At 60.1% G+C, this 16,138-nt stretch carries 12 protein-coding genes and 1 tRNA gene; 7 read left to right on the top strand and 6 right to left on the bottom strand.

The genetic code is table 11. The features are described from left to right. Positions 1 to 53 precede the first annotated feature (53 nt). Genes secDF through IEX27_RS03425 form a run of 3 tightly spaced genes read left to right on the top strand, consistent with a single transcriptional unit; the run spans position 54 to position 3,878 of the window. On the top strand, positions 54 to 2,639 hold the full coding sequence (gene secDF / locus IEX27_RS03435; protein WP_188719511.1) for a protein translocase subunit SecDF: 2,586 nt from the start codon (positions 54 to 56) through the stop codon (positions 2,637 to 2,639). Further along, a complete protein-coding gene (locus tag IEX27_RS03430) occupies positions 2,639 to 3,028 on the top strand; it encodes an Mth938-like domain-containing protein (RefSeq protein ID WP_188719510.1) in 390 nt (129 codons plus the stop codon). The genes secDF and IEX27_RS03430 overlap by 1 nt, the downstream gene beginning before the upstream one ends. After that, complete coding sequence (locus IEX27_RS03425) at positions 3,021 to 3,878, top strand: phytoene/squalene synthase family protein (RefSeq protein WP_244630196.1); 858 nt, start codon at positions 3,021 to 3,023, stop codon at positions 3,876 to 3,878. Before IEX27_RS03430 ends, IEX27_RS03425 begins: the two co-directional genes overlap by 8 nt. 65 nt (positions 3,879 to 3,943) lie before the next feature. Here the strand turns inward: IEX27_RS03425 and trmFO are convergent, their stop codons facing one another. Beyond that, positions 3,944 to 5,350: a methylenetetrahydrofolate--tRNA-(uracil(54)-C(5))-methyltransferase (FADH(2)-oxidizing) TrmFO gene (gene trmFO, locus IEX27_RS03420; RefSeq protein WP_188719508.1), complete on the bottom strand. Its 1,407-nt coding sequence runs from the start codon at positions 5,348 to 5,350 to the stop codon at positions 3,944 to 3,946. A 272-nt stretch (positions 5,351 to 5,622) separates the two neighbouring features. Then, positions 5,623 to 5,766, bottom strand: coding sequence for a DUF1127 domain-containing protein (locus IEX27_RS03415; protein ID WP_188719507.1), 144 nt, complete (start codon positions 5,764 to 5,766; stop codon positions 5,623 to 5,625). Positions 5,767 to 5,851: 85 nt separating this feature from the next. On the opposite strand from IEX27_RS03415, the gene IEX27_RS03410 reads away from it, so the two are divergent. Continuing rightward, complete coding sequence (locus tag IEX27_RS03410; RefSeq protein WP_188719506.1) at positions 5,852 to 6,124, top strand: hypothetical protein; 273 nt, start codon at positions 5,852 to 5,854, stop codon at positions 6,122 to 6,124. Here the strand turns inward: IEX27_RS03410 and IEX27_RS03405 are convergent. Next, a tRNA-Leu gene (locus IEX27_RS03405) sits at positions 6,103 to 6,187 on the bottom strand. The genes IEX27_RS03410 and IEX27_RS03405 overlap by 22 nt on opposite strands. Positions 6,188 to 6,486: 299 nt before the next feature. Here IEX27_RS03405 and tig point away from each other — a divergent pair. Further along, positions 6,487 to 7,938, top strand: coding sequence for a trigger factor (gene tig / locus IEX27_RS03400; protein ID WP_188719505.1), 1,452 nt, complete (start codon positions 6,487 to 6,489; stop codon positions 7,936 to 7,938). A gap of 71 nt (positions 7,939 to 8,009) precedes the next feature. Here the strand turns inward: tig and IEX27_RS03395 are convergent, their stop codons facing one another. Both IEX27_RS03395 and IEX27_RS03390 read right to left on the bottom strand, forming a co-directional pair. Continuing rightward, complete coding sequence (locus IEX27_RS03395; protein WP_188719504.1) at positions 8,010 to 9,287, bottom strand: M23 family metallopeptidase; 1,278 nt, start codon at positions 9,285 to 9,287, stop codon at positions 8,010 to 8,012. A 62-nt stretch (positions 9,288 to 9,349) separates the two neighbouring features. Further along, complete coding sequence (locus tag IEX27_RS03390; protein ID WP_188719503.1) at positions 9,350 to 9,829, bottom strand: peroxiredoxin; 480 nt, start codon at positions 9,827 to 9,829, stop codon at positions 9,350 to 9,352. Positions 9,830 to 9,956: 127 nt separating this feature from the next. Here IEX27_RS03390 and IEX27_RS03385 point away from each other — a divergent pair, with 127 nt between their 5' ends. Then, on the top strand, positions 9,957 to 13,298 hold the full coding sequence (locus tag IEX27_RS03385; RefSeq protein WP_188719502.1) for a hypothetical protein: 3,342 nt from the start codon (positions 9,957 to 9,959) through the stop codon (positions 13,296 to 13,298). 300 nt (positions 13,299 to 13,598) lie between these two features. On the opposite strand, the gene tyrS is transcribed toward IEX27_RS03385, so the two are convergent. Further along, on the bottom strand, positions 13,599 to 14,852 hold the full coding sequence (gene tyrS, locus IEX27_RS03380; RefSeq protein ID WP_188719501.1) for a tyrosine--tRNA ligase: 1,254 nt from the start codon (positions 14,850 to 14,852) through the stop codon (positions 13,599 to 13,601). A gap of 128 nt (positions 14,853 to 14,980) precedes the next feature. Here tyrS and IEX27_RS03375 point away from each other — a divergent pair, with 128 nt between their 5' ends. Further along, the gene (locus IEX27_RS03375) at positions 14,981 to 16,102 is read left to right on the top strand and encodes an anhydro-N-acetylmuramic acid kinase (protein ID WP_188719500.1); all 1,122 of its coding nucleotides are present in this window, start codon (positions 14,981 to 14,983) and stop codon (positions 16,100 to 16,102) included. Positions 16,103 to 16,138 lie beyond the last annotated feature (36 nt).

The raw sequence follows: 16,138 nt of genomic DNA, 5'->3' as shown, positions 1-16,138 counted from the left end.
AGACCGCAGATTGACTGGGGCAGCATAACCTAGGCCCGCAAAGGAAACACCGCATGTTATACTTCAAGCGCTGGCAGACGATCCTTATTTGGCTGGCGGTCGCACTCAGCGTCCTTTATGCAGCGCCCAACGTTCTTCCCCAGTCGGTTCTGAACTCCTTGCCAAGCTGGGGGCCAACGCGCCCTATGACGCTTGGCCTCGATCTCCAGGGCGGTTCGCACATCCTGATGCAGGTTGAGCGGCAGGACCTGATCAACGAACGCCTGACCGCGACCCGCGACGATGTTCGCCGCGTGTTGCGCGATGCGAAAGTGGGCTACACTGGTCTCACCATTTCCGGCGGCGCCGTGCAGCTGCGCGTACGTGACGAGGGTCAGCGCGAAGCAGCCCGCACCGCTCTGAACGAGCTCACCCAGCCGATCTCCTCCGGGCTGTTTGGTTCGGGCTCGGTGCGTGAGCTCGATATGAGCGAACCTGAGCCAGGCCTTCTGCGGCTCACGCTTTCGGAAGGGGGGATCAATTACCGTCTTTCCAATGCCGTCAGCCAATCAATCGAAGTCATCAGCCGTCGCGTCAACGAACTCGGCACGACCGAACCGATCATCCAGCGCCAGGGCCTCGATCGCGTCCTCGTGCAGGTGCCGGGACTTGAAGACCCACAGCGCCTGAAGGACATTCTTGGCCAGACCGCCAAGCTTACCTTCCAGATGGTCGACACGACCACCTCACCGCAGGAAGTGGTTGCCTCCGGTGGCCGTGCCCCTGCCGGCACGACCCTGATGTACTCGACCGACAATCCGCCGGTCCCATACGTGATCGAAGATCGCGTCATCGTTTCCGGCGAAAACCTGGTCGATGCACAGCCGGGCTTCGATCAGCGCACGAATGAGCCGATCGTCTCCTTCCGCTTCGATACGCGCGGTGCAACGCGCTTCGGTCAGGCGACGCAGGAAAACGTCGGCCGCCTCTTTGCCATCATCCTCGACAATCAGGTGATCTCCGCTCCGCAGATCCGCGAGCCGATCCTTGGCGGTTCGGGCCAGATCTCCGGCAATTTCACCGTCCAGAGCGCGAACGATCTCGCCGTGCTGCTGCGCGCCGGTGCGCTCCCCGCAACGCTGACGGTCGTTGAAGAACGCACGGTTGGTCCGGGCCTCGGTCAGGACTCGATCGATGCCGGTGTCATGGCTGCGATCATTGGTTCGGTGCTGGTCATAGTCTTCATGCTTGCGGCCTATGGCTTCCTTGGCGTGATTGCCAATGTCGCGCTGATCATCAACGTGGTGATGATCATCGCCATCCTGTCAGTGCTGGGGGCGACACTTACGCTGCCAGGTATCGCCGGTATCGTGCTGACAGTCGGCATGGCGGTGGACTCCAACGTTCTCATATATGAGCGCATACGCGAGGAGCGGCGGCTTGGGCGCACTGTGCTGAAGTCGTTCGATGCCGGCTTCGAGCGGGCTCTGGCAACGATCGTTGACTCCAACCTGACGACCCTGATCGCGGCGCTCGTCCTGTTCCTGGTCGGCACCGGTCCGGTCAAGGGCTTTGCCGTGACGCTCGCCATCGGTATCGGCACGACGCTCTTCACCGCCTTTACCTTTACGCGCTGGATCGTTGCGCTGTGGCTGCGCCGCTCGAAGCCTACGGAATTGCCGAAGGGCTACGTGCAGCTCGTGCCTGAGGTGACGCGGATTCCGTTTATGAAGGTCCGCCTCCATGTCTTTGTATTGTCGATCCTTCTTAGCGTCGCATCCATCGTACTCTTGTTCACGGTCAAGCCGAACTTCGGTATCGACTTCACCGGCGGTACGCTGATCGAAGTGCGGGCGAAGGGCGGCGACGCCGACCTTGGCGACATTCGTCAGAGGCTTGCCGGAGTTGGCATCCACGAAGTTCAGGTTCAGGGTTTTGGTGAGACGAGCGACGCGTTGATCCGTCTTGGCGCTGCCGAGGACGAGGCTGCGGGCAATGCCACCGTGCAGCAGGCACAGCAGATCCTCTCGGCCGATTATGACGTTCGACGCACGGAAGTCGTCGGGCCGACTGTCTCGAACGAGCTGATGTGGTCGGCTGTTCTGGGCGTTTTGGCCGCACTCGGCGGTATCATGCTCTACGTGTGGATACGCTTCGAGTGGCAGTTCGCCATCGGCGCCATCATGTCCACCATCAACGATATCTGTCTGACCCTGGGCTTCCTTGTGGTCACGCAGATCCAGGTGGACCTGACAACCGTGGCGGCATTGCTGACGATTGTCGGCTACTCGCTCAACGATACGGTGGTGATCTACGACCGCGTCCGCGAGAACCTGCGGCGGTTCAAGAAGATGCCGCTCGGACAGCTGCTTGATCTCTCCGATAACGAGATGTTGGCGCGTACGGTGATGACGTCGGTGACGACGTTGCTCGCTCTCGTAGCCCTCTATCTCTTCGGTGGCGAAGTCATCCGCTCCTTCGTGGCGTCCATGATCTTCGGTATCGTCATCGGAACGCTGTCCTCGATCTTCATCTCGGCACCGGCGCTCATCTTCTTCAACCTGCGTTCCACCAAGGGACCGGCGATTTCCGAAGATGAGATCCGCGCAGGCGAGGCCAAGGACCTGAAGACCATCTCGAAGGAGGTCTCGGCGACCTGATGTCGAACGGGATTGAAATACGCGCGGCTCACTTTCCGGGCCGCGCGCCCATCGAAGCCTACGGCAACGGCGGGTTCCGCTTTGCCGACATGTCGCACCGCGGATCGCTGCTCTGCATCCCTTCAGGCATCTACGGCTGGGATCCTGCCGTTTTCGCTGAAATCGACGGCCCGTCGCTTGAACGGGTGATCGCGGAAGCCGCTGAAGTCAGCCTTCTTCTGGTGGGAACCGGTGACAGGCTCCAGCCGTTGCCTGCAGCGTTGCGGGCCATGATCCGCGAAGCAGGGATTTCGGTCGAGGTCATGTCCACAGGAGCCGCAGTGCGCACATACAATGTTCTGCTCGCGGAGGAACGGGCGGTCGCCGCTGCGTTTATCGCAGTTGAGTGATCTCGCTTCCGTCGATCCGGCCGACGACCTGCCTGCTTTTGTCAGGCAAACCGACCCTGACCGCTACCTCTCCATACTCTACGCACCGCAGGAAAAGCGTGAAGCGCTGCTGACGCTGCTCGCCTTCAATGTGGAGATCGCTTCCGTCCGCGAACGCGTGAGCCAGCCCATCCCGGGCGAAATGCGGTTGCAATGGTGGCGCGACGTGCTCACCGCAGGCACTGCGGAAGCTGCTGGCGGTAGCCCGCTTGCCGTGAAGCTCGTGGAGACGGTTCGTACCCATGCCCTGCCGATCGAGCCATTCCTCAATATGCTCGATGCGCGGGTTTTTGATCTCTATGACGATCCGATGCCGGCGCGGAATGATCTCGAAGGCTATTGCGGCGAAACTGCCTCGGCGCTGATCCAGTTGCAGGCTCTGGTGCTCGATCCGAAGGCGGCTGTGGGAACAGGCGAAATGGCCGGCTATGCCGGCTGCGCGCAGGCGATTGCCGGGTTGCTCCGCTCCCTGCCGATCCATCGGACACGGGGGCAATGCTACGTGCCGCAGGATATCCTGCGTTCGGCGGGCATGACTCCGGAAAGCCTCATAGCAGGTGAGGACCGCGCCGGCATTGCGCGCGTTGTTTCCGCCATGGTGGCGCTCGGCCGGGATCATCTGACGAAGTTTGAAGCGCGGGCGAAGGGATTGCCGGCCAGGGTCAGAGCGGCGTTCCTGCCGGTATCGCTGACGAAAGCCTACCTCGACAGGATTGAGGCCAAGGCCGATCGGGTTGCAGACGAGATCGTCGACATTTCCCCGATCCGCAAGCAATGGGCGGTTTTCCGCCGCGCATCTCGCGGCTGGTAGAAATTCGTGATGGTCGCAAAAGTGAAGCCGGACCAATCAATGATCCGGCTTCTTTGTTTTCGGGCTTACTCAGCCGCAGCAGCCTGAGGCAGGCCGAGCCATGCCCTGCAATCGGCAAGCGCGCGGGCTGAGGTTGCCTGCTTCTTGGCAATCGTCTTTTCCTTGCCGCGTAGACGCTTGCCTTCCGTTCTCGGGATCTCGATCGGCGGAAACAGACCGAAGTTGATGTTCATCGGCTGGAACGAGCGCTTACCCGGCTCCTCATCCGTCAGGATGTGTCCCCCGGTGATGTGGTTGATCAGGGCGCCGAAGGCGGTCGTCACTGGCGGCGGCGTCAGGTCGATGCCAAGACGCTGGGCAGCGGCAAAACGGCCGGCCATAAGGCCCATGGCAGCACTCTCCACGTAGCCTTCGCAGCCGGTAATCTGGCCGGCAAAGCGCAGGCCCGGGCGAGACTTCAACTGCAGCGTTCCGTCGAGGAGCGCAGGCGAGTTGATATAGGTGTTGCGGTGCAGGCCGCCCAGGCGGGCAAACTCAGCATTTTCCAGCCCGGGGATCATCTTGAAGATGCGGGTCTGCTCGGCATACTTCAGCTTCGTCTGGAAGCCGACCATATTGTAGAGTGTGCCGAGCGCATTGTCCTGGCGGAGCTGGACGACGGCGTAGGGCTTCACGGTCGGGTTGTGCGCGTTGGTCAAGCCCATAGGCTTCATCGGCCCGTGACGCAGCGTCTCGTGGCCGCGTTCCGCCATGACCTCGATCGGCAGGCAGCCGTCGAAATAGGGCGTACCTTCCCATTCACGGAAACCGGTCTTGTCGCCTTCGATGAGCCCGTGGACGAAGGCGTCATACTGCTCCTTCGTCATCGGGCAGTTGATGTAGTCCTTGCCCGTTCCGCCGGGCCCGACCTTGTCGTAGCGGGACTGGAACCAGCAGATGTCCATGTCGATCGAGTCAAAATAAACGATCGGCGCAATGGCGTCGAAGAAGGCCAGCGCTTCCTCGCCAGTTTCGGCCCGGATTGCCTCGGCGAGCGACGGCGCCGTCAAGGGGCCGGTCGCGATAATGGCGAGATCCCAATCCTCAGGCGGCAGGCCGGTGATTTCCTCGCGCTCTATCGTGATCAGAGGATGCGCGGCAAGCGCGGCCGTGACTGCGTCGGAGAACCCTTCGCGGTCTACGGCGAGAGCGCCGCCTGCTGGTACCTGGTTCGCATCGCCGGAGCGCATGATGACCGATCCGGCAAGGCGCATCTCGGCGTGAAGCAGGCCCACGGCATTGTTGGCCGCGTCATCAGACCGGAAGGAGTTGGAGCAGACGAGTTCCGCCAGCTTCTCGGTCTTGTGTGCTTCGGTACCGCGTACCGGGCGCATTTCATGAACGATAACGGGGACGCCAGCCTGGGCAATCTGCCAGGCAGCTTCAGAGCCGGCGAGACCGCCGCCGATAACGTGAATGGGTTTGTGTGTCATGCGTTGGAAATAGGAGGAACTGCCCGCAAATGCAACGCAAACTGTAGCTTCCTCACCGCCGGATCATCGAAGATGATGATGCCGTAGAGGTGTCAGGACGAGAGGGGTTCCTGTGCCCATAAAAAACAGCACTCGCTGGGGGAGGAGGAGCCAGCGAGTGCCGTTTTTGATGACCGGCCCTTTTGGGAGGGGAGGAGGAGTGGGCCGGTCTTATCCGTCGAGTATGGGAGGAGGAGGAGAACTCGACGAAATCTATGTAATTCTTTGCGTTCTTAGAACGAGGCCTTACGGGCAACGTAAGGGATGTCGCTGCGTGCCAGGCCGAGATCGCTAAGCTCACGGTTCGAAAGACGGCTCAGCTCGTTGACGGTCTCGCGGTAACGGCGCCAATTGCGAATGTTCTGGATCAGGCTCATCGTCGTGCTCACTTGTTCATTTGTTCGTCGCTTTGTTGCCGCGTAAATAATCACGACCTGCTCATTTTTGAAGCAACAATGGTGCATGACAGCATTGCGTTTTGTGCATTGCAACATAAACGCCCCGCCTACGCAGCAAGGCTTGCTGATCCGGGAAGCTCCGGGAATCGTCACTAAAGGAGCATGCGCAAAAATCGGGCAGATCCATCAGTCTGCACGAATGGCGGCTGTTAGCCGGCAATGGCGAAGGATGATGATGAGCAGCTTTGAAGAAGAGCGGACAGCGCAAGAAGCCGCTCTAGCGGTGGACGGTGATGCAACCTTGTCCAATGAAAGTGGTGCGGGTGGAGGGACTTGAACCCCCACGCCTCTCGGCGCCAGAACCTAAATCTGGTGCGTCTGCCAATTTCGCCACACCCGCAACGCCGTCGTCCCTAAGATAAGTCTTGCGTGTTTGCAAGCTCTCATTTAACCACTCAACTCGTGTTTGAACATATGGTCGCGGTTCTGGAAAACCACGCCTAGGTTCTAGAAGGAGTGGCAAACCCCTTTGCAACATTAAGGGAAGCGGACTAGGTAGTATCGAATTTCTGGATCCATGGCGTGAGCCAGGGGATTCGGTCCCTTTATCCGCGAAAAGCCGCCCTGAGTGTTCTTCGGCAAGGCTGGACGGTAAGGTAGCCGTTAAGAGCGGCGCATGAAACATAAAAGGTTTGATTGATGCAGGTAAGCGAGATTCTCAATTCCGGCCTGAAGCGCGAGATCAAGGTGGTCGTGCCCGCTCAGGACATGGAAAACCGCCTGGTAGAGCGGCTGCAGGATGCTTCCACGAAGGTTCGCCTCAAGGGCTTCCGTCCGGGAAAGGTGCCGCTTCAGCACCTTCGCCGCATGTACGGCAAGTCCCTCATGGCCGAGATCGTGAACGAGATCCTGTCGAACTCGACGCGCGACATCATCACCGAGCGCGGTGAAAAGGCTGCCATGCAGCCTGAAGTCAAGATGACTGAGGACGAGCAGGAAGCCGAGAAGATTCTGGCCGGCGGCGCCGACTTTGAATTCTCTCTTTCCTACGAAGTCATCCCGGCCATCGAGCTGCAGGACTTCTCCAACATCAAGATCACCCGCCAGGTCTATGACGTGACGGATGAAGAAATCGACGAGCAGGTCAAGCGCGTTGCTGACTCCACCCGCACCTATGCCGAGAAGGATGGTGCTGCGGAGAACGGCGACAAGGTCACGCTCGACTACCTCGGCAAGCTCGACGGCGAGCCCTTCGAAGGCGGTGCTGCCGAAGATTCCGACGTGGTGATCGGCCATGGCCAGTTCATCCCCGGCTTTGAAGAGCAGCTCATTGGCCTCAAGGCCGGCGACAAGAAGACCTTCAAGATCACCTTCCCGGAGAGCTATGCGGCTACGCACCTTGCCGGCAAGGAAACCGAGTTCGACGTCACCGTGAAGAAGGTGTCGGCCGGCGAAGAGATCGAGATCAACGACGCTCTGGCCGAGAAGCTTGGCCTTGAGTCCGCTGAGAAGCTGCGCGAGATCATCCGCAGCCAGCTCGAAAACCAGTTTGGTTCGGTTACCCGCCAGAAGGCAAAGCGCCAGCTGCTCGACGCTCTCGACGCTGCCTACAAGTTCGAGGCTCCGTCCAAGCTCGTAGAGGCTGAGTTCAACAACATCTGGACCCAGGTCACCCGTGAGCTGGAGCAGGCTGGCCGTACCTTCGAAGACGAAGACACCACGGAAGAGGCTGCCCGCGAAGAGTACCAGGGTCTTGCTGAGCGCCGCGTCCGCCTCGGTCTCGTGCTCGCGCAGATCGGTGAGGAAGCCGGCGTGCAGATCTCTGAAGAAGAGATGCAGCGCGCTCTGTTCGACACGATCCGCCGCTTCCCGGCTGACCAGCAGCAGCAGGTCTTCGAGTTCTACCGTCAGAATCCGCAGGCTCTCGCAAGCGTTCGCGCACCGCTCTACGAGGAGAAGGTCGTTGACCATCTGCTCACGAAGATCGATGTCACCGACAACAAGGTGAGCCGCGAAGAGCTGCTGGCTGAGGACGAGGAAGAGACGACCGAAGCTGCTGCCAAGGAAAAGCCTGCAAAGAAGGCTCCGGCCAAGAAGAAGGCTTCCAAGAAGGCTGAGGAAAAGGCTGAAGAGAAGGCCTCCGAGGAGTAATCCTCCTTCCCATCTTTTCAAAAGGGCCGCTGGCATTCGCCGGCGGCTTTTTTGTTTAGGTCACTCGGAAACTAAAGAAGTTTGGCGAGTTGCCGTCCGGCCTGGATGAACTTCAGGGGATTGAGCGCTTCGCCATTGCGGCGCACTTCGTAGTGAAGATGTGGCCCGGTTGAGCGTCCGCTGTTGCCGGCACGGGCTATGGGTGCCGCGGTAACGACGCTGTCGCCGACGTCCACCAGGATCTCGTGGAGATGGGCATAACGGGTGGTGAGGCCACCACCGTGATCCACTTCGACCATGCGCCCATAGCCGCCGTACCAACCAGCCTTGATCACACGGCCCGCGCTGGTGGCGCGGATGAGGTCGCCCTTGCGGGCGCGGAAGTCTAGACCCGCGTGGTACGCCACCTGGTGCCTGAATGGATCTTTGCGGCTGCCGAAGCGGCTGGTGATCTTTGCGCCCGGCAAAGGATTGATGATCGGGATCCGCTGAACAAGCAGTTTGACTTCGTCAAGGCGATCAAGGGCTTCGTCCAGTTCCCGCAACCTGTCGTTGAAGCCTGCCGTTTCCGTAAATTCGACGAAGGGCCCGCCTTCGCTCAAAGTGTTCTTCCTGGTCACACCCGCAAGTTCAAGAACGTCCTCGATCGTCTCGGTCGTCAGATACACCTGATTGGTCAGGGTCTCGATCTGCGCCAGCTGACGGTTCTCGACCTCGAGTAACGAATGCTCGAGTGATGGATCCTTACCCGCATCGGGCATCTCTGGTTGATCCGGCGGTCCCAACCGGAGCTCTTGTGTGTCTGATTGGAGCGGCCACGGGATGTCCAGTCTGGAACTGGGTGCGTAAGCCGAGGCGCTGACCGGTTGCGACCGCGCGTCAGACGTCCGGATCTGGAGCCGGTCGGGCCGTGGCGTCGGCGTGGGTGGGCTCGGCTTTGCTGCTGCGGGCGGCTCAACCCGCCCTGATCTACCGAGGAGCGGCTCCAGCCGATCCTGGCGCTGCGCCAGAAGCTCCTGCTTTTCGATCAGCTCGGTTACCTTGCGATGGACATCCCGCTGTTCCATAGCCGCCTCAGTGCCGATCTCGGTGATCTGGGCGCGAAGCGAGGCAATCCGGTCTTCGAACGCATAGATGCTTGGCGCAGCGGCGGTGGTGAGAAGGCCGTCCCGCAGGGCCAGGTAGGTGGCGGAGCCGATGTGAGCCACGGTACCCACCGCCAGCACCACGGCCAGGCTGTAAGCTGCCAGTGGCCGCAGTCTGATGTGCCGAACCTTCTCACCCCTTGCGAGGATGATCAGCAGGGGAGGGTTTGTCCTCCTGGCACTGTGGTCGCGGGCATCGCTCACGGCTAAAAACCATCGTTCGGTCAATTAGCCGATTAAAAGCGATTATGGTTAACAATTGCTGTTCAGGCGGGCTGGACCAGCTTCTTCAAGGACTCCAGCACGGCGTCTACATGGCCGGGGATTTTTACCTTGACCCAGGCTTCTGCGATCACACCTTCGGCATCGATCAAGAACGTGCTGCGCTCGACACCCATGTATTTGCGGCCGTACATGCTCTTTTCGACCCAGAGACCATAGGCCTGGATAACCTCCTTCTCGGTGTCGGACAGAAGATCGATCGTCAGCTCATGCTTGCACTTGAACTTGTCGTGCTTCTTCACAGAATCCGGTGATACGCCGAGGATCGTCGCACCAAGCGCCTCGAAGTCGGGCTTCCTTGTGGAGAAGTCGACGGCCTCCACCGTGCAGCCGGATGTATCGTCCTTTGGATAGAAATAGAGGACGACCGGCTTGCCACGCAGGCTTGAAAGGCGGACGCTCCCACCACCGTCCCGCGGCAGTTCGAAATCCGGAGCGAGGGCGCCTTTCTCTGGTACTGCCATTTTCTTACCTCTCTTTCTTGAAATAGGCCTGTGCGGCTCCCGGACAGGCAAGACATTTGCTTTGTTTCTGTAGGATACTCATACCTATAATCAATGGGCGGATTCGTCCAACCACGTGGAAGAGGCATTGACGGTCGAGGAAGACGAAGAGAGCGCCACCGAACACCAGAAAGTTCGCTTTGGGCGTAAAGACCGTGCGTCTCTCGGACGTATGCCTTCGGCTGTTGGGTCACCCCCTGTAAGGTCCTGGCGCCGCCGCATCTGGCGCTCCTTGCTGGGCCTCGTATTCCTCCTGGTCTTCGTCACCACAGCAGCGCTCGTCGGCATCTATGTCGTGGGTATCGATGCGATCGGCAATGAGCGGTTGCGCCACCAGGCGGCACTTGTGCTGACCCGCATGGCGGGCGAACCCATCGACGTGGATCTCGGGCAGCTGAGCCTTGATCTAGGCACCACGAGCCTGTTTGCGCTGGAGGTCAAGAACGCTACCATCAACCGGGCGGCAGACGGCGCACCTTTGGCGCGTGCCGATGAACTCAGCTTCGGCATCCGGGCCATTCCGCTCTTCTGGGGAAAGCTGGAACTCAGCCAGGTGGCCATGGAGGATGCGGAACTGTCCGCCTCCGCGATCATGCCGTTCTTTCAGGGCAGCCAGCAGACCCGCACCATCGGCGCCAATGAGCTGAAGGCAGCGATTTTCGATGGTGTCCACAGCCTCTACGCCTCCGCAGGAAGCGCCGGGCTTACCCGTCTTTCGCTCAACAATGTTTCGCTGCTGAATGACCAGAGCGACCACCTGGTGCAGCTGAACAGTCTTGAACTGAGGATTTCCGGCGAGACCACGCTGCAGGCCGAGGGCGCGGTGACAATCGCGGGTTTCCCGATCCAGTTTGGTGCAGTCGCCGATCGGGACGCAGGCGAGGGTGCGATCAAAGGGTTGAACATCGATCTGTCGGTCGATGGAACGCAGAGAAGCGGTAGCGGGATTGGTGCTCTCCGGCAGCTGGGCAGCATCAGGGCTTCGCTCCAGGGAAACGAGACCGATCCCAAGGGCTCCTGGCTCCATCTGCAGACCCAGCTTAGTGATCTGAGAGTTGCGCTTCAAAAGGATGAGGTGGAAATCGAAGAGGCCGACGTGCAGGTAGGCATGCGTGGCACTGAAAAAGCCTTTTCGGTCAGCAACTCCTCAATCGCCGTAGGCAGCAGCCGTATCAATCTAGAGGGCGAGGTGTTGCCGGATGCGGAGAACGACGGCGCCTACAGCTTCAATCTCCTCCTGCCGCAGTCGCTTGTCGCACCCGTCGACACAGCCGAGCAGCCCCTCCAGTTCATGGCCCGCACAAGTGGCAGCGTCGATCTTGCCAAGATGGAGATCGTGGCTGACCGGATTGATCTGCGCACGCCAAACGGCGGCGCATCAGCCTGGGCTGCCGTGACCTTCAGCCCTGGGCAGGCACCGGGCATTTCGTTTGAACTGGATGTCGAGCAGATCCCGACGGCTGAAGCCAAGCAGTTATGGCCGTGGTTCTCGGCGCCAGGCGCACGCCGCTGGGTGATGGACAATCTGTTCGGCGGTACTGTCAGCGATAGTTCCCTGCGACTAATGATTCCGCCCGGGCGACTGGGGAACGGCGTGCCGTTGACCGGCAATGAGGTGAGTGGCCAGTTCACCGTCAAGGGGACACGCTTCGATCTGGTGGGCGACCTGCCGCCAGTCCGCGAAAGCGACGGATGGGTGGAATTCGAGGGTACCGACGTTTTCGTCGGGCTTACCAACGGCGTCGCGTATCTGCCGAGCGGACGGGTGGTGCGCACCGGCGGCGGGACCATGGAGCTGAAGGCAGCGCACTTGCGCCCGCGCATTGGCAAGCTTGCGATCGATGTGTCGGGCGAAGCGGCAGCGGTTGCGGAATTTGCCTCGCTCAAGCCGATCAGGGCTTCCTTCCTCGATCTGAAGCCGGATGATTTCTCCGGTCAGGTGTCAGGCCATATCGCGGCGGATGTGCCGTTGCACGAGGGCATTCCGGCCGAGACACTCAATTGGGATGTCGAGCTGGCCTACGACCAACTGGCACTTGCCCGACCCGTGGAAGGGCAGGAGATCAAGGCAGCGACGGGCACGATGTTGCTCAACAAGACACGGGCCCAGCTTTCCGGAGAAGCGGAACTGAACGGCGTATCCGCCAAGCTGGAGCTCCTGGAGCCGCTCGGGCAATCCAAGGCGGAACAACGCCAACGTCACATCGAGCTCGAAGTCACCGACGCCCAGCGCGAACGCCTGTTCCCGGGCCTGGGGACGCTCGTCTCAGGCCCGATGCAGGTCAAGTACGAACAGGGAAGCACGAAGGAACGTCGGATTTCCGTGGATCTCGGAAAGTCGCAGCTGAGCGTTCCCTGGATCGGATGGCAGAAAGGCTCCGGCATTCCGGCCAAGGCTTCGTTCATCCTTACCGAGAAGGATGGTCAGACAGAGCTCGCCGATTTCAAGCTGCAGGGCGAGAGTTTTGGCCTTGCCGGCAACATCGTGCTCGCCAAAGGTCGGCTGCAGCAGGCGAAGTTCAATCAGGTCCGGTTTAACCGGGATGACGAGCTTTCCGCCACCATCAAGTCCAAGGGTTCAGGCTACGACGTAACGGTCACCGGCAATTCCTTCGATGCGCGGTCGGTCATCAAGCTTGTCACCGGCAAGGAAGTTAAGACCACCCAGGGCGGAGAGAGCGATCCTATCACCGTCAACGCGACGCTCAACACCCTGATCGGTTTCCACGGAGTGAAGCTGGAGAAATTGGAGGTCGAGTATTCGGCAGGCAACGGGCCAGACAAACTCACTATCCGTGGTGCGACGCCTGTCTATGGTTCCGTCGCCTTCGACCGCTGGACGGACGATGGACAACGCAAACTGCGGCTGACGTCGGAGAATGCCGGCGAGGTGCTCCGGTTCCTCGATTTCTATCGCTACATGGAACGTGGAAAACTCGCGCTCACGCTCTCCGGGCCCAATGACAATGCACTGCGTGGCCGTATCACCATCGATGATTTCTGGGTCGTCAATGAGCCTCGTCTTGGATCGCTGGTTGCCGCAAGCTCGAAATCGGGCAAGACCGACAAGGTTGACGTAACGCGGGCCCAATTTGGTTCGGCATTCGCGGATCTCGGCAAGGGCGATCAGCGGATCGATATCGCCAACGGTATCATCCGTGGGCCGTCGCTCGGCTTTGCCTTCCAGGGAACACTGTTCGACAAGCAGAACAATACGAACATGACCGGCACCTTCATGCCGGCCTATGGTTTGAACCGCATTTTCGGCGAGATCCCGATCATCGGGCAGATCCTTGGCAACGGCCGCGACCGTGGGCTGATCGGCATTACATTCAAGGTCGTGGGGCCGTTCGATCAGCCCCGCCTCGAGCTGAACCCGATCTCGGCCATCGCGCCCGGCATCTTCCGCCAGATCTTCGAGTATAACTAAGGGTAGGTGCTCAACGCTCGCGCTTCAGACTTAAGATGATGCGTGCTGGATATGCAAAAGTGGCAAACGCACGGCTGAAGGAGCGTAGAAGGATCGTCTTCAGGTCGGCTCGCGGTTCATTCGCGAATAGCTTTTGCCAATGTTCGTTGGAAAACATAATGGCTTCCCCGGATCACTGCCCCCTCAAGCGCTTGAACAGTACCGTCTTTGGTCGATGCTGAAAAGGCGGGTGTTCAGACATAAAAAAGCGCCAGTGACCGGGCCACTGGCGCTTCTACTTTTCGGGTTGAGCCGAGGTGGTTACTCGGGCCGAACCAGAATGTGCTTCTTGCGGCCCAGAGAGAGCTTGATCACGCCATCGGCGGTAATGTCCTTGGAGCCTACGACGTACTTGTCGTCCTGGATCGCTGCATCGTTGATGCGTACCGCGCCACCCTGGACATGGCGGCGTGCTTCGCCGTTGGAAGCAGCAAGACCAGCGCGGACGAACATCGCCAGGAGGCCAACGCCAGCTTCCAGTTCAGCGGCCGGAACCGTGATCGTCGGCAGTGTCTCGGCGAGTGCGCCTTCCTCAAACGTCTTGCGGGCGGTCTCGGCAGCCTGGTCGGCGGCCTCGCGGCCGTGCAGCATGGCGGTCACTTCATTGGCGAGGATCTTCTTGGCCTCGTTCACTTCCGCGCCCTGAAGGGATTCGAGACGGGCGATCTCGTCCATCGGGAGCGTGGTGAAGAGTTTCAGGAAGCGGCCAACGTCGGCATCCTCGGTGTTGCGCCAGTACTGCCAGAAGTCATAGGGGCTCAGAAGCTCGGGGCTCAGCCATACCGCACCGGCAGCCGTCTTGCCCATCTTCTGGCCGGAGGCTGTGGTGAGCAGCGGCGAGGTCAGCGCATAAAGCTGCGGCTTGCCAAGACGATGGCCGAGATCGATACCGTTGACGATGTTGCCCCACTGGTCGGAGCCACCCATCTGCAGACGGCAGTTGTAGAGGTCGGAGAGGACCGTGAAGTCGTAGGCCTGCAGGATCATGTAGTTGAATTCGAGGAAGGACAGCGACTGCTCGCGGTCGAGGCGCAGCTTCACCGAATCGAACGAGAGCATGCGGTTGACCGAGAAGTGCCTGCCTACGTCGCGCAGGAACTCGATGTAGTTGATCTTCAGCAGCCAGTCGGCGTTGTTCGCCATGATGGCGTCGTTCGGGCCGTCACCAAAGCGGAGGTAACGGGAGAACGACTTCTTCATGTTGTCGAGGTTGGAGTTGATGATCTCAGGCGTCATCAGCTTTCGGGCCTCGTCCTTGAAGGACGGGTCACCGATCATGCCCGTGCCGCCGCCCATCAGCGCGATCGGGCGATGGCCCGTCTGCTGGAGCCAGTGCAGCATCATGATCTGGGTCAGGTGACCGACGTGCAGGCTGCTGGCTGTCGGGTCATAGCCGATATAGGCGGTGACGATCTCCTTGCTGAAAAGGTCGTCCAGTCCCCGGTCGTCGGAGGTCTGGTGGATAAAGCCGCGCTCGGACAAAATGCGCAGGAAATCTGATTTAAATTCGGGCATTTTCTGCAAATCCCGTTCAACAAGGATGTAAGGGTGAGTGCGGCCTTTACCACCGAACAAGCGTTGCGGACAAGCACAAGCAGCGCAGCGGGAAGGCGATTTTCGCCGCAGTGCGGAAGGAGACTTGAATGACCAAGGTGACAGCTCTCGGGCTGATGAGCGGCACGTCCATGGATGGGATCGACCTTGCCGTGATCCGTACCGACGGAGAAGGTGTGGTCGAGCGCGGGCCTTCCATGGCCGTTTCCCATGATGCATCCTTCCGCAAGCGGCTTGAGGAAGCGCTGCAGGTTGCAAAGCAGATCAAGGTTCGCAACGAGCGTCCAGGTCCGCTGGCGGAGATCGAGCAGGAGCTGACCACACTCCACGCTGATGCAGTGAAGCGCTTTCTCGACCAGCATGGTGATGGATGGCGACCGGACATTGTCGGATTTCACGGTCAGACGGTGCTCCACCGGCCGCATGAGGCTCTGACGGTGCAGATCGGTGATGGTGAAGCGCTGGCGCGGAGCATCGGCATCCGCGTCGCCTACGACATGCGTGCGGAAGACATGCGACACGGCGGGCAGGGAGCTCCACTCGTGCCGGTCTACCACGTGGCGCTGGCTGCCTCGCTGCCTGATGGCGAGAAGCGGTTGCCGCTCTGCTTCGTCAATATCGGCGGGATTTCCAACATCACCTTCATCCCGGAGCAGGGTGATCCGATCGCCTTCGACAGCGGCCCCGGCAATGCGCTCATCGATCAATGGGTGTTTCAGAAGGCCGGTGTGCCGTTCGACGAGGATGGTAAGATCGCGAGCGGGGGCCAGGTTGTCCGCAGTGTGGTGGACGCATATCTGGCGAATCCATTCTTTGAAAAACCTGGGCCAAAGTCACTCGACCGCCATGATTTTGATCTTCAGCCGGTGAAGGATCTTGGGCTGGAGGATGGTGCCCGCACCCTGGCTGCGGTTACGGCGGAGGCGATCATTCGCGCGCAAGAACACCTGCCGGAGACGCCGAAGCTCTGGATCGTCTGCGGCGGTGGCCAGAAGAATCGATTCATAATCAAGCACCTGAGCGAACTTGCTGAATCAAATCATGCACTTGTTAAACCAGCGGATGAGCTGGGGCTTGATGGTGATTCCATGGAAGCGGAGGCCTGGGCCTACCTCGCAGTACGCGCTTCCAAAGGTCTGCCGCTCACCTTCCCGACGACGACTGGATGTCGGGAGCCGGTGAGTGGTGGCGTGATCGCGGAACCCGCCTGAATCAAAAAGCCCGGTCGCAAGAACCGGGCTTCATGA

Origin of the sequence: Nitratireductor aestuarii (assembly GCF_014641695.1) — a bacterium.
Classification (GTDB): domain Bacteria; phylum Pseudomonadota; class Alphaproteobacteria; order Rhizobiales; family Rhizobiaceae; genus Chelativorans; species Chelativorans aestuarii.
The sequence above is the reverse complement of the archived record's forward strand: the minus strand, read 5'-3'. Positions and strand labels throughout refer to the sequence as shown.